Origin of the sequence: Legionella waltersii, assembly GCF_001468085.1 — a bacterium.
GTDB lineage: Bacteria > Pseudomonadota > Gammaproteobacteria > Legionellales > Legionellaceae > Legionella > Legionella waltersii.
The window spans coordinates 75,655-96,529 of record NZ_LNZB01000056.1 but is presented as its reverse complement, the minus strand read 5'-3'; the positions used below and the strand labels follow the sequence as shown (position 1 = coordinate 96,529).

Here is a 20,875-nt window from a genome sequence, read left to right as displayed (position 1 = left end):
TTAATTATAACCCTTCTACCTTAAGCTGCATGACCTTCCCATGCCAGGACACTAATAAAACCGGAGACTTTTGCATCTCATAGGCATGCATGCCATCTGCACTAGTCATGCTTGCCAACCAGCCCGGTGATAACACAGTGAGATTGGTTCGTACATACATCTTATCATTGGACAACCAAGCTCTAGCATCTCCCCCACTAACTACCAAACGAGAGCTTCCTGCAGGAGGAACTCCCTCAAGAACATGAAGCAATACATCATTTGCTGCGGAAGGAAGTCCCTGCTCATTCGAAGCAGTTTGTGCATTCGGCCCAAGACCCTGTATTCTTAGATCAACTCTGTAATCTACTGCTTTTTGTCCAGGTATTAATGTGAGCATCACTGGGGTATTTAATCCTTTCAAGCGTACCGCTAGATTTCCGTAATTGTATAACTTTGTTGCCTGAATCATCAGTGTATTACCCGTTTTATCCCACTGGATACTAAAAGAGGATGGATCTCCTAAATCGTATGCTGCTATCGGCCATGGGGCACCCGTAGAATCTAAAAATACTAAGGACGATACAAATCCTTGTGATAATCGGATAACAGGGGGAGTAGAGCCAGGTGATAAATTAACAAATTGTGAAGTCGCTGTAGGCTTAGGAGGAGTTCCTGCAGGAGAAGCCTGAGCATACTCAGAGGTTTGATAGATTTGCTTTAGCCGTACAATTTGATCTGGGCTTAAGGGATACAAACTCTGAGCCATGTCCTTAAATGATTTATTATTGATTGTTTCTGCATCTGATTCAGATACTACCTGGCCAGTATCAGCTGAAGGCTTCACTTGCTGTGGTGCTTGAGATTGTTGTTGCTGAGGATTATTTCCTGTTTGATTGCTCGAATTTTGATTTTGATTGTTTCCTGAAGTTTTAGGTGCCCCACCTTGATCGACTTGTAATTGATAATCATTGGAAGAATTCTTAGATAGCTTCTGTTGTAACATACGTAGTTGTTGTAAAGCCTGTTGTGCATCATTGGATTCATTTGCTGCAAATAGTTCATACGAAATAGATGCAGTTATACTCGAAATCAAAAGTAATTGTATAGCTATTAATTTATAGTTCTTTTTCATAATTAGCTAATCCCACCGCTCGCAGGTCCAACAACAAACTGTGATATACCTATGCCTCTTGGAGAGTTCAAGGTGGATACTCTATTTATAAGCATTGTCACCACATTGTTTTGTTGGGTAAATTCACTAGCACTTTGATAGGTCACTAAAATTGGCATTTGTACTCGCCACGAATATTGGCCATTCAGAACACCTTTTTGAAGAATAATAGGAGCTCTAGTTGCCACTGCTGACACGACTAATTTTTTTGCTTTGACTGCATCTAAGTTGTTGGATTGTTGTAACGCTCCTAGAAATTGGTCCCAACCATCGGCTGTAAAAAATCCTGATGCAGACTGTAGTTCATCTCTATAGTTTACAAAATTGTACGTAAAAGCTGCTATAGCAGCTTGGTTTGCCCATTGCAACACCGCTGAATCAGATTGGTTTGGCTCATCTAATGGAAATAAAGGAGTTATTCGACCATTGATACTGGTGGCAAAATATTTAGGAGCGGGCGGATGTGTCATCATATACACTATGAGAACCCCCATCATCAAATTGACGATAATGGCAATCATCAACGCCAAGATAATTCGCCTTTGGCTATCTTTGTAGAATTTATTTCTTAGTGCAACTGCTGTTAAGGCATCTTCAGCCATAATATCCTCTAAATTTATTGCGGTATAACCAATTGAACATTATCCGTTGGTGGATCGGGTTCTAGTAATGCGTTTGATGACATATTGGGGGTCATCATCGCTGTAAGCTTAACAGGAGGAGTTACCCCATTTGTGGCATAGTAATCTCGCTCCGGTATATTCAAATAGATGTAAAATATAAATGCAATAAACGACGTGCTGATAAGCAGAGAAATCAACAAAAATTTGATGCCACGTCTGTAAATATGAACGTTAAAGTTCTTATGCTCCTTTGTCAAAGTCCATTCTTCTCGGCTCATTTTTCCCTCGTTTTATTCCACTGCACGCCTAAAAGTAATCTCAATTCGAGCATTTGGGGATTGGTCACCGCCCTCGGTGTATGCAGTTATAGGTTTATCACTACCTAAGCCTTCTGTAAAGATAAACCTGCTATCTACCCCTTGGGACCATAAATAATCTGCAACCACTCTTGAGCGAGCTAAGGTCAGGGCTCTCTCGCGTTGTACTGAAACATATTTACTACTATAACTAGTTATAGTGATAGCTACCTTGCGGAATTGCAATAGGAATTTTGCTATCTGGTTTAACAAGGGGTAAGAACCCCAATTAATTTTCGGTGATTGATCAGCAAAAATGGCGCTAGCAGGAATGCTAATCATGTAGTTTTGACCTACAGTAACTACTTTAATTCCCCTCTTATTTAGGCTGTTCATCAACTTAATAATAGTGGCATCGCATGCCCCTTGGACTCTGCAGGGTAGTTTTGGATCTACTTTATCTGGAATATAGCCTGTGCGGTGACATGCACTTATTAGTAAAAGGGTAAACAACCATATAGTTCTGTAAATTACAAAAGTATAGTTAATACGAACTGATATCACCTGTTATCCCCATTCATAAAAATTCATAGGATTAAAATGTTAAAAAGATATCTAACATAACCTCGATAATGTGGTCATTCCAATTATTACGTTACAATGAAATTTTAAAAAATGCTATTTTTTTAAAATATTTATTTACACATCATGGGCTTGACTAAAAATAAACCCTTGTGGTTTGTGGGTTTGATTTACGACTCTTCTGTTGTGGTAGTACTGCTCACTCTTATCCTTTCTTCTGAAAACGCATTACATAATTGGATTGCAACTTGAGCTAACTCATGAGGATCAATCATGTCTCTCTCTTCTGGAGGATAAGTTGTAGCCACTTGAAAATCTTTTATCAACTCATTGGCCACTGTTCCAGCATATTTATCCTTGGCACCGGATAAACGCTCTATATTCATCATCTGGTTTCTAGTTTCATTAATTGGCAACAATGATTCGGAAAATGCTTCTTTATCAGCAACTAATATAGGTGGTGCATTTGGATCTATGCGTAGTTTGCTAAAGATAGTTAAAGCACCCTCAACTTCTTCTTCAATGATTTCTTCAACTGGTTCTGGCTCATTTAGCCCATGATAGGCGATTAGTGCAGCCACGCCACGCTCAATAGGTTCTTCGATATTTGCGTCTCTTAACGCTTTAGCAATTGCAGTAATTTCTTCCGTTTCTACTTGTACATTAATACTCAAATCTCCGGATTCAAGAATTTTTTGAAAATCTCCAAGCTGTTTTTGCAATTTAACAATATATTCATCTGGTGGAGGCTCAACCTTCAAAAATTGATTTATTTTCAATTGCTTAACTGGCTTTGGGTTTGCGTAGAACATGCGCGCACGAACAATTTTGGATTTGAAAAATATATGTGCCTCACCTTCCGTTTGCTCTTTTAAATCCAAGAGGTCAACGCGTGCTCTCTTTTCAAAAGATGAACTTTTGGTGTCCATATAACTGTTTGCAATGCTGCTTTCTTTGGTCTGGAAGGAATCCACCTTTGTGACATAGGCCTCACCAGCTGTTTTAGTGAAAAAATCCCATGTTTCAGTAGGATCCTCTAACTTCATACAGATTTTAATGTTCGTGTTTGCACCGATTGATGCAGCCTCTTCTTTCGAAGCCTTTTGGAATGCGGGTAAATCTTGTCCTGCAAAGATAGCGGAGAAACCTAATGAACGGGCTTGTGCGGGCACTACAGCAAAACCCTGCACTGCATAATATCCATACTCGTCAAGAATACACATATATGGCGTTGGCGCATTAGTAGGCTTCCTTAAAATCACATCCCGATAATCCCCTTCTACTTCTTCTCCTAAACCCGCAGCCATCATTGCTTTTAAGGAGGAAACAATGATCTTACCCAAGTTTGATAATTCATCAGGAGACTTTTCCAGTGCGGGTAATAATACAACTAAAATGCGCCTGTTCAACACAACGTCTTTGAAGTCCACTTCCGCTAAGTTTGTACGAATAATATGCCCATAAGTATCCGCCAATGAAGAAAAGCTTCTTACTAGCTGCATGGTAATAAATCCATGTTGCTCCAATACCTGAGACACTTGCTTACCTTTTTTCTCTTTATTGTAACCCGGTAGAGTGTTCAAATAGTTGCGCAGAGGGTCGGTGACTAACTTAGGAACATTTTCAATGTTTACACTTTCTTGGTCATCGCGTGGAAATACTTTATCTATAACAATGGACTCCAATCTTTGTAGATCAAAGTAATTACGAATGGAGTTAGCATCCAATAATATTGCCCCATCATCACGCATGTACACTAATAATCGCATCAATGCCTCTACGAAGGCTATTGCACGTCCTTTCCACATGTCACCATCTGACGACTGACCTGATGATCCCATCAAGCTAACGACCAATTGAGTTAACATACTTGATGAACCCTGACAAAATGGATTGAGTGTATTCGATAGTCTTTTTTCTTGAGGACCTACAATATCTCGGGCCCCAGTCATGAAATTAATGAGCAACAAATCATCTTCACGCCCCATGCTTCTGACCATGGAGAAGACTTTAGCGTATAAGGAGTTATCTCCTTTTCCATCCACGTAGATAAAACCACTTCCCTGAACTAAGGCGTTATAAGAAAGAGACACTAAACATTCTGTTTTACCGCTACCCGTTGAGCCAAATATCAAGGCATGAGTTCTCATGTCATCATTGGCAAACCATAACTCTTCTCCCGTTTTTCTATCGTTTCCAAAAAAGGTTATTCCCCTAGCAATATTGGGTTTGTTAATTCCTGGTTTTAAATCATTATAATCTTTTACTTTTGATATTTGTGGTAATCGGAATGGTAGCTTTTGTTTTCGTGTATAGGTAAATGCGAAACAACCCGCTCCCAACGCCATGAGTAGAGTAGCTCCTTGGGAGAAATAATACGAAATTGCTGCTAATGAGATTAATACGATTGAAATATTTGTCGGGTCAGCAAAAAAATCGCCAACACGTTGTCCCATAGTCCTCGTATCCCTAAGCAGAAGGGTAGGATCTAACTCATGTCGTGTATCAATACCCCGCATCATGGCTCTAACTCCTGCATCTGACGTGGTGATAATTTAACCTCTTTTACAGCAATTTCTAGGGCACGAATTGCTTCATCGATCATTGGAACGAGCGAACGTCTTCCTAATGATTTTTCTGCTTTCCAATGGGCAAAAGGACCTGCGACTTCTGAGTAAGGAGTTTGACGTCCTACACAGTTCAACATATACCATAATCGTCTATCTATAGGTTTCAACCATAAAAATTCGGCACTTGGAACAACCCCATCGTCCCTAGCTCCCTCAAGTAATGAAGCGAGTACAGTTAACATATAAGCATGTTTAGAGACTATTTCTTGAACTATTTCCGAATTTTGATATTTTTTAAGAACAGGTCTTGCCACCGAAAAATCGGGTTTGCCGTCCACAAAAGTTTTATCCAAAACGGATAGAATGTGATTTGCTGAATCTCTGTCTCTATTAATCCTAGCAATAAATACGGCTGCCAAAGCATAAGCCTGTGGTGGGCAACGTTCAAATCCATCCCAATATGGACCTAACTGTAGGGTAAATACCCTTTTTGCATCTCCTTTACGTATTCCGGCAGTCATTTCTTCGCCGGGTAAAGGGTTATCCAGCAATGCATCATCCTTTCTTAACAATTTATTCTTTCGTGCGAATTCCATAGGAGTTTGAGCCATAGCCCAAGGTCCTTGATTGACATCTTGGCTTACTAAGTCTTCCTTAACGATAGGCATGATTGCAGGCCAATTGAATTGCTCTTGTGCTCGTAGCGTTTTCATATCATGAGCTCTTCGATATTTGAGCTTAATGTTAGAATTGTACAGAATGATGGCCATGACACCTAAAATGAGCACGACTGGATATCGCATGTAATTGCCAACATCTCCAGCCAAATCGACCATTTGCTCCCAAGAGACTACATTCGGATCCAACGTTTGCATGAGATATATTTGATTGGCCAATCCTTGGTTATTGATGAACAAATTAACTAGTTTGGCTTGCCAAATATTAATTGTGAATACAAATTTAACGATATAGGCATGGCCTGCTGCCCAAAGTATATATGCAGTAATAAATAACAGCACCATTATCCATATGGGTGCCATTGAGTTGTCTGAACCTGATTGCTGCTGTTGTTGTGCCATTGCCTAATGATAAAAATTTAACTGATGTATTTCTAGTATATACCGCAGTTGACGCTTTTTGCGAGAATTTCATCAGAAAACTCTTTGAGAATGATAAAAAATAGTTGGTTCTGTGAACGATTATTTAGGTTTTAATTAATCGACCGCCAGCATATCGATAGACTCCAGAAACATGCACAAAACGGCTTATATTCTCTAAATTGATAGACTTGTCTTTTAAGCTCAATAAAGGCTTACCTAATTTATCAGCCGGTGCTTTATCGGGATGTAAAGCTAAAATATCAAGTTGATTAATGTATATTGCCACATAAGCCTCATTCAGCTTGTTATCTTTTGTTTTAATGATGTCTTTGACACCTTCTTCATCAGGATATATTGGCCTTGAAATGATTTGGTTTGGTAAATTGGCTACGATCCTTTCCCAGGATTGAATGTTTGATCCATCTGAAGAGTATAACGAAATAAATATTTCTTGTTGGCCGGCTCTTAAGGCAACTCGGTTGGCTAAATTTGAGTCTCCTTGTAGCTTCGCTTGATTGATAGATCCTATCCGGCTAACAAATCGATCGCGTACTTCGACTAAATTTTTACCAATTACTTTAAGAAAGTTAGACTTTTCCCACGGCCCTTTTTCTATAGCGTCATTCAAGGCTTTTAGAATCGCTTCTGCTTTTTCATCTGATAAGTCATCGTTCATATATGTAATGTTAAGATTCTGAAATAGACGATAATTTGAACTTTAACCTGAAGTATAACAGGATTTCTTTAAATCGCTGAGTAGAATTATACAAATCCGTTTGTATAATTATTTAAAAACCTTTTGTGGAGGTTGATGTTTGCTCGTTAGTTTCACGAGTAGGTGAAGTATCCGTTACAGCCTGTGCTGCTCTTCTAAATAAAGTAATCGCATCTCTTTGAGCATCAGATCTTTGTTCCAATGCAGGTGGTTCTTTAATGATTTTTTCAACTTCTGCTATCAACTCTTTAGCCAGAGACAAATCCATGGATCCATCTTGATCCCTTCCAGAATTTTGCATAAATCTGGCCATTTTATTTAGACCTTCGATATTTTTATCAAGGGCATTAAATACTTCTTCTGCAGCGCCTTTTAAAGTTGTTATTGCTTGTTGTGTAGACAGTTTTGAAAAAGTCACTTTAAGTACCCCTTGTTTCTGAAACAAATCCTCAATGTTTCTAAGATTTCAGTATATCTATAATTATATGGCTTTTTGGGAATTTAACTAGCAAAAATTACTAAATTTTTACAATCCCTTAATTTAATCATACATTAGCTCATCCAAAGGGGTATAATCTCGACTAGGCCCACCTTGAATAAGCTCATTCACTACGTCAGTCATGCACAATAAACGAATAACATTGGGCGTGACTTCATCGAATACAACTTGAATGCCTAATAACGCTCCTTCAGCTTCGTCATAAGTCGCTCCTAAGCCATATCCTAAACACAATGAACATAATTGATCTGCTCGTTTTGAAATTGCAGGTAACAACCCTGTTATTGAAAATACTTCATCAAAACTAACAAATCGGTCGTTTAAATAAAACTTAGCATTCATGCTTGCAGCAATTTTTGACATGCATTTGCTGATATCTTGATCCATTCATTTCCACCATGGTTTAACTGATTTAATTGAACCAGCTAAAAAGTTCCTTGACCAGCGTAAAAACACAGGGACTGTAAAACCGTAATGCTCCAGTACCCCAAAAAAAACAGCCGATACTAAAACTAGAACCCCTGTCCAAACCCTTATATGCATAAGAAACAAAAAAATGGGAAATGCAGCTCTTGCATCTACCATAAAAAACCGTGCGCTACGTGCTGAATCACGCCAATGGCTTGTTGCAGAAAATCCACCCGCCATAGTTCTTCCTTAAAGGTTATACTCTATGTAAAAAGTATATACTTAAAAAAGATATTAAGCATCTACGAGATGCAATCAGTAATTTTAAAATTCTAGTCCATTGGAGAAGGTTTGTTAGTAAACGAAGCACCCAAGATGTTGGTCAGCACATTTTCCATATTTGCTTCTGGTTTTAATTGTGGTGAGTCTAAATCATCAAGTTGAGGATGTTTACTATCAATATCAATAAGTTTCTCAGACTGAGGATTTTTATGCATTCTTGCTAACATTTTAGAAGTGCTGTGCGTACTCATCTAAAAACCTCTCTAACAACTATAAGTATTAAGATAACACAAAGATCTTAAGATAAGATTAAGAATGCTCCTTTTTTTATAAAAAATCTATACAGTTAGTCAAATAAATACGTGAAAAAATTAATTCAATCCGAACTATCTACAGACTAGTTTTCGCAATGCATTTGTTAGATCAAATAATTCATTTTCCTGATAAGGAACTGAGACTGAAGAAGCTTGCCAAATCCCTTGAGGCCAAAGAGGATCAGTCTGATTTCTACCCACAATGTGAATGTGGAGTTGTTCAACAACATTCCCTAGAGATCCTACATTTAATTTGTATGGATTAAAAAAATCTTTCATGATCATGGATGCTCTGTATATTTCTTCCGTTAATAATACTCGGTCCCCCTGATCGAGTTGATATAACTCTTTAATGCTTTTTCGCTTTGGTAACAAAATCAACCAAGGGTAACTCGCATCATTTTTTAGTAGAACCGTTGATAATTGCCATTCTCCAAGCACCACGGATGTGGCCAAAATTCTATCGTCTATAGTGAACAACTCTTTCTCCTCAACTGATTTCGAAGACCAGTATACCAAGGTATCGTTACTTAGGGGACGGACAGCAGTGGAGTCTGTTCCCCAGAATGATCGTTTTTTATAAATAAATTTTTCTAAACCTATTGAGTCACACTCCTGTTTTGAGATATGTTGAATTAACCTATTGTAAAATAGGCGTATTACAATTGTCATTTATGGATGAATGCAATTGAACAGCTGACCAAGATTAGTCAGTCGTCGATTGATAAGCTTTAGCAAAAGGAGGAGTTATGGCTAGAGGCGAAGTCAAATGGTTTAATAACGCCAAGGGTTGGGGTTTTATAATACCAGAGGGTGGTGGTGAGGATATTTTTGTGCATTTCTCATCCATTAATGGAACTGGGTATAAAACACTCGTTCCTGGTCAAGCCGTCACGTACGATGTAGTCAATGGTGAAAGAGGATTACATGCTGCAAACGTGGTTGCGCTAAATGAAACTTCTGTGCAAGAAATGGCTTAATCAAAATGATACAGTAACCTGTTTAGCGCAGTAGTGTATTTGATATTTATGCTGCTGCGTCCATCAAATTAAGGTATTATATCGACTTTGAGTATAACACCATATATTTCTGATGCGACAGGGTTTATTGCTTATCAATCTTGGTACCCCTAACAACGCCAAATACAGCGATGTTGCTAGCTATTTGCTTGAATTTTTAACGGATAAAAGAGTCATTGATCTACCTTTTATTATCCGTTATGCGTTGGTTTTTTTTCTCATTTTACCCTTTAGAACGAAGCAATCTACGCATGCATATCAATCAATCTGGACTGATAAAGGGTCACCTCTTCTGTTGCATTCGCAAACTATTTGTCGTTTATTACAAGAATCATTAAATCATGAATATATTGTAGCGTTAGGTATGCGTTATGGAGTGCCTTCGATTAAAAGCGCAATCAATGAACTCAGAGGGTGTTCCTCCATTACTGTATTGCCATTATTTCCTCAATACTCCTCAGCAGCAACTGGTTCTGCAATAGAAGAGGCCTTGCATCAACTTAGTCAATTTGAAGTAATACCCTCCATTAAAATAATTCAACATTTTTACCAACATCCTGCCTACATCAAAGCCCAAGCAAAAGCGATAGAACCTTATCTTAGTAAAGAGAGACATCTGTTATTCAGTTATCATGGGATTCCTGAGCGACAAATCATAAAAAGTGGGTGCTCACAGGTTTGTACAGATAGGTGCCCTCCTATAACTGATGCAAACCACAAGTGCTATAAGGCACAATGCCACCAAACCAGTTTTTTGTTAGCACAAGCCTTACAATTAGATATATCCCAATACAGCAGTTCGTTCCAATCAAGGCTTGGAAAAACCCCTTGGATAAAACCCTATACTGATGAGCTAATGAAAGAGCTTGCAAAACGAGGGGTTAAAAAACTTGTAGTTGCTTGCCCTTCATTTGTAACCGACTGCTTAGAGACTATCGAAGAAATAGGCATTCGAGCAAAAGAATTATGGCTCTCATTAGGTGGTGAAGAATTTGTATTGGTTCCTTGTTTGAATGAAAGTAGTGATTGGATAGATGCACTGGTTAATATCATTTAGCTATCCACTCCCTGACGGCTGAGGTATCGACTCATTTTATAGTCCCTCGGCTAATCTCTTCTCTGATGGTCAGTAAGCGTAGGTCCGGCGCTTCGCCCAATATCGCTGCCTTAAGCTGCGTTATTCGTGAAAGCGGATAGTTCCATATCCGCTTGCTGACGCGCGCGGCTCGGTTCACTCCCTGCTGTGACTAGGATTTGATTCAGACAGCAAAGAAGAAACCGAGCCGCGCGCGTCAGCAAGCGGAGCGATGCGGGGCGTATAGAAGAACCTAATGAAACCGCTTAAGGCAGCGCCATTAGGCGAAGAACCCGACTTTGGGTATAAATACCCCATTTAAAAAATGTGTCGATCCCTCAGCCCTGATGGTCGCGGCTCGGTAATGTGAATCTGAACCGCGACCGTCAGGGAGTGGATAGCTATAAATTTGATTTAATGATTCGTATTACATTAGTGATCTACAACTTACTCGCCACCTTTTCACGCATCTCAATCGCCCGCAACACTGAGACATAACTCCAAGTTAATGATCGAGCTCCTTGCTGTATGCCTGTGTGCAAATTAATTTGCTCACTTAAATACAGATTACTTGCGTAATTTTTTATCAGCATAAGATAACCATCACCCTTTTTTAAATAGCTTTCTGCTACTGATGAATTTTGTTGTTCAGCCAGAGCGAGGGAAGCAGAAGCATAATAATATTCAGCCATGGTTGCGGTCAGAATTATCCATGGATTACCAACACTATTAGTACTATGACCGTCGTAGGTATCTCCTGGATAACGACCAAAAAGTATCGCTTCTGAATGATTTTTATTAATTGGAAAAATAGAAGAGAACTGCTTTCGCAAAGCTTTTATAGTATTTTTAACATACACACCTTGCAGAGCATAATCCCCTGCTTGTCCTGGAGCCAGTAATACAGCCAGTACTACAGCAGAATCCAACTCCATTGTTTTCTGCGGACCTGGATGAGGTGTTAAAGTAGCCTGTATAAGGTTAAATTTATTATCAATATGCAAAGCCAATCTATCGTTAATGCCTCTTGCCTGTTTAAGATAAAAAAATGCAGCCTGATCATCATCGAGTCGATGAGCTAATATAGCACCATTTTCTAAAGCAATTTTTTGAGCCATCGCAGTGTAAAAATGATGCCCCAGAACCTCCTCCCAAAGATCAAAATTTGCATCTTGCCAATGATGAGCAACATACTCCAGATCCTTTTTAATGATACCCATTGTTTGGGGATCCATGGTGCTATTGTACAAATGCTTTTGAACGTAGTTCGTTTCATTTCTATTCAAAAGCTGATGTGCAAAACGAATAAGAACTGTGGCTCTTAAAGCCGGGCCATCATTTTGAGGCCGCCCCCACTCACCATCAAAAGGCATTCCACTGATGTAAAACTTTGGCTCACCAAGAATATCCTGCTCTGGAAATGCAGGGGCTTTATTTTGAATATCTTCGGTCCATGCAACATAGTTTAATAAATGCTTCATTAACTTGTTGCTATGCTCAGCCTCAAACCAAGTCTCAATCAAGCCCATGGCTATTGCAGAATCTCTAACCCAGTCAAAATAATAATTGGGATCATGCTGTGAAGGAGAAGCTACAATGGCCCCATTGGGTTGAAAATTAGCAAAGAAATTCTTTTTCAAAGTCTCCACTTCGTTTGTTGTAAACACGGCTGCAATGGACTGAGAAACCCAAAAAGTCATTAATATGAATATCTTTTTCAAAACAAACTCCTGTAAAACGTGTAAACACCCTTTTTTCAATTCGTTGAGGGGACCCAGTGTGCTTTTGAGTTAGCCTGTGCCTGTTGATCGTTCTCCCTCCCTAAGAATCGAAGAGGCTTACCCGACATGATGTAATTCTCAATCTGTTCCAAACTGATGCTTTTGGTTTCAGGCATGAAAAAATAGGTATAAATTAAACCCATAAAACAAATCGCTGCATATATTGCAAAAGTTACTTCAATTCCAAATGATTTTTGCAAGAGTGGGAAACTAAATATGACCAAGGTATTAAACGACCAGTTGCTCATTGCAGATAGACCCATACCTGCTCCTCGGACGTGCAAAGGAAATATTTCAGCCATGGCTATATGGGGTATCGGTCCAACACTGATAGCGAAGGAAAAAATATAAACCATTAAGCAAATTACAGACACATAAGATAACCAAGCCACCTGGTTAAGAGAGAAAATGCATAGCGCTGAAAGACTTAAACAAGTTCCTGCAAAACCCAACAATAATAATTTACGACGCCCTAATTTATCCACGCACAATACAGCAACAATGGTAACTAATAAATTAACAAGGCCTATCCCCATTGTCGCTAATATCTGTCCTGTAGTACTTCCCAAGCCTAAATTCTTAAAAATCTCTGGAGCAAAATAAATAACAACATTAATTCCACTGAGTTGTTGTAAACAAAATAAAACAGTTCCTAATAAGAGTACTGGCAATAATGGTCTTCTAAATAACAAGAACCAATTTCCCTTTTGAGGCTCATGAGCTAAAGTAGTTTCAATCTCCAAAAGCTCAGATTCAAATGACTCTGTTTGTCGAAGCCGTTTTAAGGCTTTATGTGCTGCTGCGCGGTTACCCATACTGCATAACCATCGAGGAGACTCCGGCAAGACTAAAATCCCCAAGGTTAAAATTAGAGCAGGAATTGCACTCGATGCAAACATTGCACGCCAAGCTTGTTGTTCAATGAGGAGATAGTTGATCGCATACGAGCAAACGATACCCACTGTCATGGCAAGTTGATAAATAGCGACAACAGCTCCCCTTGCTTTTGGTGTGGCTGTTTCAGCTAAGTACAAAGGAGTCATTACTGAAGCTACTCCAATCGCAAGCCCTAAAATAAAACGTGACAAGATAAGTACAGATATTGATTCGGCAAAGCCAGCCCCAAGCGCACCAATTAGAAACAATGCTCCAGAGAAAGACAACAAAGAACGACGACCAAAGCGCTTCATTCCTTTAGAAGCTAAAAATACACCGATAATCATGGAACCTAACAGAGCGCCGAAGGGTAGTGCAGAAGCCATAACTCCTATGTGGGTTGGATTTAAACCAAAATAATTTTTTACTAAATCCAGGGATCCGGCGATGATTCCTTCATCATAACCGAACAAAAAACCAGCTATTGATCCAATAATTGCCACTAGCCAAGCCATATCTACTCCTTGCTCTATACACTTCCGAATGAACTGCATAATTGCGTGATTAAAGACCAATTATGCGAACCAATATCCTTCTGAGGCACGATCCAGGAGCCTCCCACACATGAAACATTTGCTAGTTGTAAATAATCCATATAATTGACTTCATTAATCCCACCAGTTGGACAAAATCGCAGGTCGGGAAATAAATTCCCTATAGTCCTTAACATAGTTGGACCACCTGCTAAAGAAGCTGGAAAAAATTTAAAATATTGATAGCCAAACTGCATTCCTTGCATTAACTCCGATAGGCTTGCGACTCCGGGAATTAGTGGTATGGTCATGGTTTTTCCGGCCGCCAATAAATCATTCGTTAACCCAGGGCTAATCGCAAATTTAGCTCCAGCCTCTTCTATTTCTTGTAGTTGATCAGGATTGATGACGGTGCCAGCTCCAATTAAAGCTTGTGGGAATTTTTTTGCCAGCAATCGAATTGCTTCCACAGCGATACTGGTTCTCAGTGTAATCTCTAAAATCGAAATCCCACTTGCAAATATGGCTTCTGCAAGAGGAAGAGCCTGTTCTATATCCTCTATAACAATAACAGGGATAACTAGAGACGCGTTAAATATTGTATTTGCTTGTATTTTCCAATTAGAAAAGGACATCGGATACTCCTAACTGCAACTCCTTTAAACAAAAGGCCGCCCCCAAAATTCCAGGTTGCGCCGCCGTAATCACGTATGTTGGGATAGCCTCATTGAACTCACGAAATCGCCCCTTCGCTTCAAATTGAGACCTAAAGCTACTGTGTTTCATAACCGACAGCAATCTTGGCACAATGCCCCCAGCAATATAGATTCCACCAAAAGCACTTAGGGTTAATGCTAAGTTTCCAGCATAAGAACCTAAACAAGAGAAGAATTGCTCTACAGCCAAATTAGCCAATTCATTATTTCCAGAGTTAACTTGATCAATGATTTCAGCCGCAGTTCTGATTACTGTCTTTTGTTGATGATACTCGGCCAAAGCAGCGTAAATGTTTTCCAGACCTTGCCCAGACAATAGGCGCTCAAAAGAAACATGATTAAAGCGTTTCTTTAAGTAGCTGTAAATAAACCACTCTATCTCACTGGTAGCGCCCCAGCTCGCATGCCCTCCTTCCCCTTCAATAGGAATAACCTGTTTCGTGCTGGAAATAAGTACTGACACACCAAGACCAGTTCCAGCTCCCAGTATTACTTTTGCACCTCCAGTCTTTGGCTTTCCCTGGCCTATCTGAATAGCCTCATTTTCTCCAAGAATTGGTAAACTTCTAGCAATCGCTGAGAAATCATTCATAACCATAAAATGGCTTAAGCCGAGTTCTTCTTTTGTTTTGCTGATTGAGAATGACCATTGACCATTCGTCATAGTCACCTGATCGCTAAGAACCGGACAAGCAATAGCAACAGCCAACTGCTTTATAGTTTGCATGGAGTATTGTGCTTGATAAGTTAGAAAAGCTGATTGAAGACTGATGAAATCGACACAGGGATACACTTGAAGATGGTCTATCCGCAAGTCAGTTAGATCAACACGAGCAAAGCGGGCAAAAGTTCCCCCGATATCAGCAACTATAACATAGTGATTAAAATCAACTTTCTTCATTCGCTATCCCTGTTCCTTGGAATAAACTACATGCTCCATACTCAGCCCCGCTAAAATTCATTCTTAATACGTTAAAGAGCTCTCTCCCTGAGCCCTGATATTGCCCATTGTTTTCTATTAAGGTTGGTACTCTCTCCGCTAATTCCTCATTCGAAACAAGGAGCTCCAAAAGACCAGTCTCACAGTCCATCCTAATCGTATCCCCAGTTCGAATTTTCGATAGAACTCCCCCCTCTGTTGCTTCAGGGGTTACATGAATGGCAGCAGGTATCTTTCCAGAAGCACCTGACATTCGTCCGTCGGTGACCAAACCAATGCGAAATCCTCTATCCATTAAAGCGCCCAATTTTGGAGTTAATTGGTGTAACTCAGGCATTCCACAGGCTTTCGGCCCCTGAAATCTGACAACAACAATACAATCTTTATTGAGCTCTCCTTTATCAAAAAGCTGCGAAAACTCCTCTTGACTTGAGCAAACGACTGCAGGAGCTTCAAGATATAGATGTTCAGCTTTCAAACTTGATGTTTTAATGACAGCTCTTCCCAAATTTCCCTTTAAAACTTGAATCCCCCCTTGTGGTTTAAAGGGTTTGCAAGCTGAACTTAGTACGTCGAAATTGCCTGATTGCACAGGGCCATCAACCCAGCAAAGTTCATTATCAATGATTTTGGGTTGTTTCGTGTACCGTTCAAGACCAAATCCAAGCACGGTATCAACATCTGGATGCAATAGATTGGCTTCGAGTAATGTTGATATAAAATAAGCCATGCCTCCTGCTTGTTGAAACTGGTTTATGTCAGCATAACCATTTGGATAAATTCGAGCGATTAATGGCGTAATCGACGAAAGTTGGGAAAAATCATTCCAGTTTACAAGGTGTCCTGCTCTTTCAGCCATAGCTATCAGGTGCATAGTATGATTCGTCGAGCCACCAGACGCAAGCAAAGCAACTATTCCATTAACAATGGTTTTCGCACTCACTAGTTTTCCTATGGGCATGTAGTTAGTATTCAATGCCGTTAAGGAAACGACTTGTTTGGCAGCGTATTGAGTTAATGATTCTCTCAATGGTGACTTAGGATTCACAAAAGAGGAGCCTGGTAATTGCAAGCCCATTACTTCGATAACCAATTGGTTGGAGTTAGCCGTCCCATAAAAAGTACAGGTACCCGGAGAATGATAAGATGCTGCTTCAGCTTCTAGCAAGACAGACTTGTCTACAATACCTTCAGCATACTGCTGCCGAATTCGCGCTTTTTCCTGATTAGATATTCCTGAAGGCATAGGTCCAGCTGGAACAAAAATAAAGGGTAAATGACCAAAGGTCAACGCAGCCATAAATAATCCTGGAACGATTTTATCGCAAATTCCTAGAAGAAGCCCCCCATCAAAGAGATTATGGGACAAGGCAATAGCAGCTGACATAGCAATAACATCACGGCTTAACAAGCTAAGGTCCATACCAGGCTGGCCTTGAGTGATTCCATCGCACATTGCCGGAACACCACCTGCGAATTGTGCTACACCACCCGCTTTTGAAACCGTTTCTTTTAACACATCGGGATAAGAAACATAGGGTTGATGGGCCGAGAGCAAGTCATTGTACGAGGAAATTATGGCTATATTGGCTTGGCTCTTTTCCTTCAAAATCCCTTTGTCCTTCAATGAACAAGCCGCAAAACCATGCGCCAAGTTTCCACAATGCAAAGTTGCCCTTTGCACACCCTGCACTTTAGCTTGAGTGATAAATTCTAAATAGTCGGCTCTTTTTTTTGCACTTCTCGCCTCTATCCTGGCTGTGACTTCCTTAATTACTGGATGCATTCATTTTCCCCTAGTGAAGGTGCATACATGATATTCACATTGGCCATCTTGTCGTTTAAAAAAGAAACAATAGGTCTCTCAAAGGGATTGTTTGTTAATAAAAATTCCTGCAAAGCAAGCTTCTTTTTCTGACCGACCAAATGTAAAAATACATTCTGGCTGTTGAGCAACCGTTTTTTAGTTAAGCTAATCCTTTGAAATGGTGCTTTTTGGGGATGAACTAAGAGTACCGATTGCCTATCATTCGTTAGACCTTCCAGCAATTCATTGCTGCATGGGAAAAGTGAGGCAGTATGACCATCTTCTCCCATTCCTAAAACAACAACATCAAAAGAAGGGAGTTGAGAAATAGTTCTTTCTAATTGTTGAAGGTGGTCGCTTAGTACAAAATCCGCATGAAACAGACTAATGAAGTTTGCATTCTTAGCTTTATTCTGCAGTAAATAGTTTCTTACCAAGTGCTCATTACTCTCGGGGCTTTGCACATCAACACAACGCTCATCAGCCAGAGTAATTATCACTCGCTCCCATGGCAGCTCTTTTTGTGACAAGGCATTAAACAAATCAATGGGTGTTTTCCCACCTGAAACCACCATAAAAGCGTTGCCTCTCTCACGGATTGCTGATAACAGTATGGTGGATATGGAATCAGACAGCTCTTGTGTAAGCTGTTCTGTTGTCTTGAAACTATGAAACTGCATCTTCATCCCAAATACGTGCTTGATCACCAAAGAAATTCTTAAGTTCATTTGGCCCCCAAGTCCCACTAGGGTACTTTAGCAAAGGCAATTGAGCTTCTTTCAAAGAGGATTGAATGTTGTCAATCCACAGCCATGCCTGCTCTATTTCTTGTCGACTTACAAATAAGCTTTGATTGCCTGACATAATTTCCAACAATAATCGTTCATATGCATCATCAATTCGCTTGTTTTTTAAATCAGAATAAAAATTTAAATCCAGATGGTTTTTTTGCAGTTGATCCAAACCACTAAATCCCGGAGTCTTACTCATGATTGAAAGAGCAACGCCTTCATCAGGTTGCAAACGAATGATCAATTGATTTGAAAAACCTGTCCTTTGGGTTTTAGTAAAAATGGAATTTGCTTGTGATTTAAAATAAATCACTACTTCGCTGCATTTTTTGGGTAATCTCTTGCCAGTTAATAGGTAAAAAGGAACCCCTGACCAACGCTCATTATCCACATACACTTTCAACGCCACCAAGGTTTCAGTTTGAGAATTTCTATCGGCTCCATGTTCTTGTGTATAAGCCACTATCTTCTCACCACTGTCCAGTTTCCCACTTTCATATTGCCCCCTTAAGACGTACTGATGAATATTGTTTTTATTCATCAAACGTAAGGATCGGAGTACCTGTAATTTTTCATGACGAATGTCTTTAGCCGATAAACTAATTGGAGGCTCCATCGCAATTAAAGACAATAGCTGTAATACATGATTTTGCAACATGTCTCTTATTTGACCGTATTTATCATAGTAACCCCAGCGATCCGCCACTCCAATCTCTTCTGCTACAGTAATTTGCACTTTTTCAATGAAGTGATTGTTCCAATTCTCAGAAAACAGTGCATTTGCAAAGCGTAACGCTAAAACGTTCAGCACAGTCTCTTTACCTAAATAATGATCAATGCGATAGATCTGTTCTTCTGAAAAGAATTGCGCCAGTTGATCACTAATCGCTACAGAAGAGTTGGTATCATGACCGATTGGTTTTTCCAATACCACACGTGATGAAGGATTAACTAGATCTGCGGCGACTAAGCTTTTGCATATCATAGAATACAAGGTTGAAGGAACTGCCATGTAAAAAATAGCAGGGTATTCACTTGAAGTAAAAAATTTGCTCAGCTTGGAGTATTCTTCAAACTGATTTAACTCTATGGAACAATAGTGAATTCTATCAACGAACTTTCTCCAAACATCATCATAAATCTCTAGGTTAGAAAGTTGTTGAATTTTTCCTTTAATTAAATCAATGTATTCTTCGCGTCCAATTTGCTGACGATCACAAGCGATAATTTTTGTATGGCTGTGCAATAAATTGGCTCTTTCAAGCTCGTATAAAGCAGGTAAAATTTTTCGAAATGACAGGTCCCCAGAAGCGCCAAATACAATGAGAACACAAGCTTTCTTTGATTCTTCAGTTGAAGTCATAATTCATCCTAAGCGACAGGCGCATCATGCATAGCAACACCAGACCATAGAGTTATTTGTAAGTCCTGACTCTAATATGATGCTGAAATTGCAACGATTTTACATCAGACAACTTCAGCGTCAATTGCAAATCTGAATATTTATGCTATATGAATTAAAAGAGTATTATTTCATGAACTATTTGCAGCATATTGAATCAATAGAATAGGGAGCAACTGATGCTTAACAAAAGACTTTCAGAGCGACTTAATAAAGAACTAGATAACATAGGGGTTCCAGAGGCTACGTCTGAGCGTATAGAAGCGTTGTCCAAGATAATGAAAATTCCTAGGTTCAAAGCAGAAGCACTGCTTAATGGGATAGCCAAACCAGATGAACCTTTATTAAAAACATTAGCGGAGGAGCTTGAGGTCAATGCTGATTGGCTAATCGGTAAAAGTGATTCAAAATCTGGGGCACATTAATTCTATTATCCATGAAATCGATGATTGGAAGTAATCGGTTTTGCCTTTTTCTGGATATAGTCAATAATTTTCCCAGCAATATTGATACCCGTAGCTATTTCTATGCCTTCGAGTCCAGGAGACGAGTTAATTTCTAATACCAAAGGACCATGATTAGAGCGAATCAAATCCACTCCAGCTACCTTTAATCCCATTGTTTTAGCAGCGCTTACTGCAATTGCTCTCTCTTGTGGTGACAATTTTACTTTCATTGCTTTTCCGCCCTGATGGACATTCGCACGAAACTCCCCTTCTTTAGCTTGTCTTTTCATCGCTGCAACGACTTTATCACCAACAACAAAACACCTTATATCCGTTCCACGGGACTCCTCAATGAACTCTTGAACTAAAATATTCGCGTGCATTTCTTTAAATGCATTAATGATGCTAACCGCTGATTGATGGCTGTCCGCAAGAATAACCCCTTTTCCTTGTGTACCCTCTAATAACTTAATCACTAAAGGAGCTCCACCTACCATGCGCACTAAATCTTCGGTGTCATCTGGAGATTGTGCAAAGCTTGTCAGAGGCATGGGGATTCCTTTGCGAGCAAGTAACTGTAAAGATCGAAATTTATCCCTAGATCTTGATATCGCAATGGACTCATTGACAGTATAGATACCCATCGTTTCCATATGTCGCAAAACAGCAGTGCCATAGTAGGTATTCGATGCACCAATTCTTGGAATGACTGCGTCGAAATGAGGTAAAGGGGCGCCCCCGCGATAATGAACCTTAGGCGAAGATGCCGCTACATTCATATAACAATATAGAGGATTAATGAATTTAACTTCATGTCCAGCTAATTCTGCCTCAGCTTTTAAGCGCTTGTGGGAATACAGTTGAGGATTGGTTGCCAATATTGCAATTTTCATGAATTAAAAATCCCTTATATAAACTTTCATACTGGGTTTCAAAATATGAACTTT

23 protein-coding genes are annotated in these 20,875 nt (G+C 39.5%); 3 read left to right on the top strand and 20 right to left on the bottom strand.

Features of this window, described 5'->3' with window-relative positions:
• Window positions 1-4 precede the first annotated feature (4 nt).
• From Lwal_RS12380 to Lwal_RS12325, 12 genes are all read right to left on the bottom strand, one after another.
• Window positions 5-1,114 carry a DotH/IcmK family type IV secretion protein gene (locus Lwal_RS12380; protein WP_058481116.1) on the bottom strand — a complete coding sequence of 370 codons (1,110 nt, stop codon included), beginning with the start codon at window positions 1,112-1,114 and terminating at the stop codon, window positions 5-7.
• 2 nt (window positions 1,115-1,116) lie between these two features.
• Entirely contained in the window at window positions 1,117-1,755 is a 639-nt protein-coding gene (locus Lwal_RS12375) for a type IVB secretion system apparatus protein IcmL/DotI (RefSeq protein ID WP_058481115.1), read from the bottom strand.
• A 14-nt stretch (window positions 1,756-1,769) separates the two neighbouring features.
• Complete coding sequence (gene icmM, locus Lwal_RS12370) at window positions 1,770-2,054, bottom strand: type IVB secretion system protein IcmM/DotJ (RefSeq protein ID WP_058481114.1); 285 nt, start codon at window positions 2,052-2,054, stop codon at window positions 1,770-1,772.
• A gap of 12 nt (window positions 2,055-2,066) precedes the next feature.
• Window positions 2,067-2,636 (bottom strand): type IVB secretion system protein IcmN/DotK, encoded by a 570-nt coding sequence (icmN, locus tag Lwal_RS12365; protein ID WP_058481113.1) that lies wholly within the window; start codon window positions 2,634-2,636, stop codon window positions 2,067-2,069.
• A 188-nt stretch (window positions 2,637-2,824) separates the two neighbouring features.
• Window positions 2,825-5,176, bottom strand: a complete 2,352-nt coding sequence (locus tag Lwal_RS12360; RefSeq protein ID WP_058481112.1) for a TraM recognition domain-containing protein — start codon at window positions 5,174-5,176, stop codon at window positions 2,825-2,827.
• A complete protein-coding gene (gene icmP, locus Lwal_RS12355) occupies window positions 5,173-6,303 on the bottom strand; it encodes a type IVB secretion system coupling complex protein DotM/IcmP (RefSeq protein WP_058481111.1) in 1,131 nt (376 codons plus the stop codon). The genes Lwal_RS12360 and icmP overlap by 4 nt, the downstream gene beginning before the upstream one ends.
• Window positions 6,304-6,427: 124 nt before the next feature.
• A complete protein-coding gene (gene icmQ, locus Lwal_RS12350) occupies window positions 6,428-7,000 on the bottom strand; it encodes a Dot/Icm secretion system protein IcmQ (RefSeq protein ID WP_058481110.1) in 573 nt (190 codons plus the stop codon).
• Window positions 7,001-7,112: 112 nt separating this feature from the next.
• A complete protein-coding gene (locus Lwal_RS12345) occupies window positions 7,113-7,457 on the bottom strand; it encodes a hypothetical protein (RefSeq protein ID WP_058481109.1) in 345 nt (114 codons plus the stop codon).
• Window positions 7,458-7,580: 123 nt separating this feature from the next.
• Window positions 7,581-7,925 carry a type IV secretion IcmS family protein gene (locus tag Lwal_RS12340; protein WP_058481108.1) on the bottom strand — a complete coding sequence of 115 codons (345 nt, stop codon included), beginning with the start codon at window positions 7,923-7,925 and terminating at the stop codon, window positions 7,581-7,583.
• Window positions 7,926-8,186 (bottom strand): IcmT/TraK family protein, encoded by a 261-nt coding sequence (icmT, locus tag Lwal_RS12335; protein WP_058481107.1) that lies wholly within the window; start codon window positions 8,184-8,186, stop codon window positions 7,926-7,928. It lies immediately after the preceding gene.
• A gap of 92 nt (window positions 8,187-8,278) precedes the next feature.
• Window positions 8,279-8,479: a hypothetical protein gene (locus tag Lwal_RS12330; RefSeq protein WP_058481106.1), complete on the bottom strand. Its 201-nt coding sequence runs from the start codon at window positions 8,477-8,479 to the stop codon at window positions 8,279-8,281.
• Window positions 8,480-8,614: 135 nt separating this feature from the next.
• A complete protein-coding gene (locus Lwal_RS12325) occupies window positions 8,615-9,214 on the bottom strand; it encodes an HIT domain-containing protein (RefSeq protein ID WP_231951012.1) in 600 nt (199 codons plus the stop codon).
• Window positions 9,215-9,291: 77 nt separating this feature from the next.
• Between Lwal_RS12325 and Lwal_RS12320 the strand changes: the two genes are divergently transcribed.
• Both Lwal_RS12320 and hemH read left to right on the top strand, forming a co-directional pair.
• A complete protein-coding gene (locus Lwal_RS12320; RefSeq protein ID WP_058481105.1) occupies window positions 9,292-9,522 on the top strand; it encodes a cold-shock protein in 231 nt (76 codons plus the stop codon).
• A 112-nt stretch (window positions 9,523-9,634) separates the two neighbouring features.
• Window positions 9,635-10,618 carry a ferrochelatase gene (gene hemH / locus Lwal_RS12315; RefSeq protein WP_058481104.1) on the top strand — a complete coding sequence of 328 codons (984 nt, stop codon included), beginning with the start codon at window positions 9,635-9,637 and terminating at the stop codon, window positions 10,616-10,618.
• A gap of 458 nt (window positions 10,619-11,076) precedes the next feature.
• Here the strand turns inward: hemH and Lwal_RS12310 are convergent, their stop codons facing one another.
• The 7 genes from Lwal_RS12310 to zwf are packed head-to-tail and all read right to left on the bottom strand — an operon-like array spanning window position 11,077 to window position 19,443.
• A complete protein-coding gene (locus Lwal_RS12310) occupies window positions 11,077-12,336 on the bottom strand; it encodes a glycoside hydrolase family 15 protein (protein WP_058481103.1) in 1,260 nt (419 codons plus the stop codon).
• 56 nt (window positions 12,337-12,392) lie between these two features.
• Entirely contained in the window at window positions 12,393-13,808 is a 1,416-nt protein-coding gene (locus tag Lwal_RS12305) for a sugar porter family MFS transporter (protein ID WP_058481102.1), read from the bottom strand.
• A gap of 14 nt (window positions 13,809-13,822) precedes the next feature.
• A complete protein-coding gene (locus tag Lwal_RS12300; RefSeq protein WP_058481101.1) occupies window positions 13,823-14,461 on the bottom strand; it encodes a bifunctional 4-hydroxy-2-oxoglutarate aldolase/2-dehydro-3-deoxy-phosphogluconate aldolase in 639 nt (212 codons plus the stop codon).
• On the bottom strand, window positions 14,448-15,443 hold the full coding sequence (gene glk / locus Lwal_RS12295; protein ID WP_058481100.1) for a glucokinase: 996 nt from the start codon (window positions 15,441-15,443) through the stop codon (window positions 14,448-14,450). Before glk ends, Lwal_RS12300 begins: the two co-directional genes overlap by 14 nt.
• Window positions 15,430-17,268: a phosphogluconate dehydratase gene (gene edd, locus Lwal_RS12290; protein WP_058481099.1), complete on the bottom strand. Its 1,839-nt coding sequence runs from the start codon at window positions 17,266-17,268 to the stop codon at window positions 15,430-15,432. Before edd ends, glk begins: the two co-directional genes overlap by 14 nt.
• The gene (gene pgl, locus Lwal_RS12285) at window positions 17,256-17,969 is read right to left on the bottom strand and encodes a 6-phosphogluconolactonase (protein ID WP_058481098.1); all 714 of its coding nucleotides are present in this window, start codon (window positions 17,967-17,969) and stop codon (window positions 17,256-17,258) included. The genes edd and pgl overlap by 13 nt, the downstream gene beginning before the upstream one ends.
• Window positions 17,956-19,443, bottom strand: coding sequence for a glucose-6-phosphate dehydrogenase (gene zwf, locus Lwal_RS12280; RefSeq protein WP_058481097.1), 1,488 nt, complete (start codon window positions 19,441-19,443; stop codon window positions 17,956-17,958). The genes pgl and zwf overlap by 14 nt, the downstream gene beginning before the upstream one ends.
• A gap of 218 nt (window positions 19,444-19,661) precedes the next feature.
• On the opposite strand from zwf, the gene Lwal_RS12275 reads away from it, so the two are divergent.
• Complete coding sequence (locus Lwal_RS12275) at window positions 19,662-19,907, top strand: hypothetical protein (protein ID WP_058481096.1); 246 nt, start codon at window positions 19,662-19,664, stop codon at window positions 19,905-19,907.
• 5 nt (window positions 19,908-19,912) lie between these two features.
• On the opposite strand, the gene rimK is transcribed toward Lwal_RS12275, so the two are convergent.
• On the bottom strand, window positions 19,913-20,821 hold the full coding sequence (rimK, locus tag Lwal_RS12270) for a 30S ribosomal protein S6--L-glutamate ligase (RefSeq protein ID WP_058481095.1): 909 nt from the start codon (window positions 20,819-20,821) through the stop codon (window positions 19,913-19,915).
• Window positions 20,822-20,875: the final 54 nt, after the last annotated feature.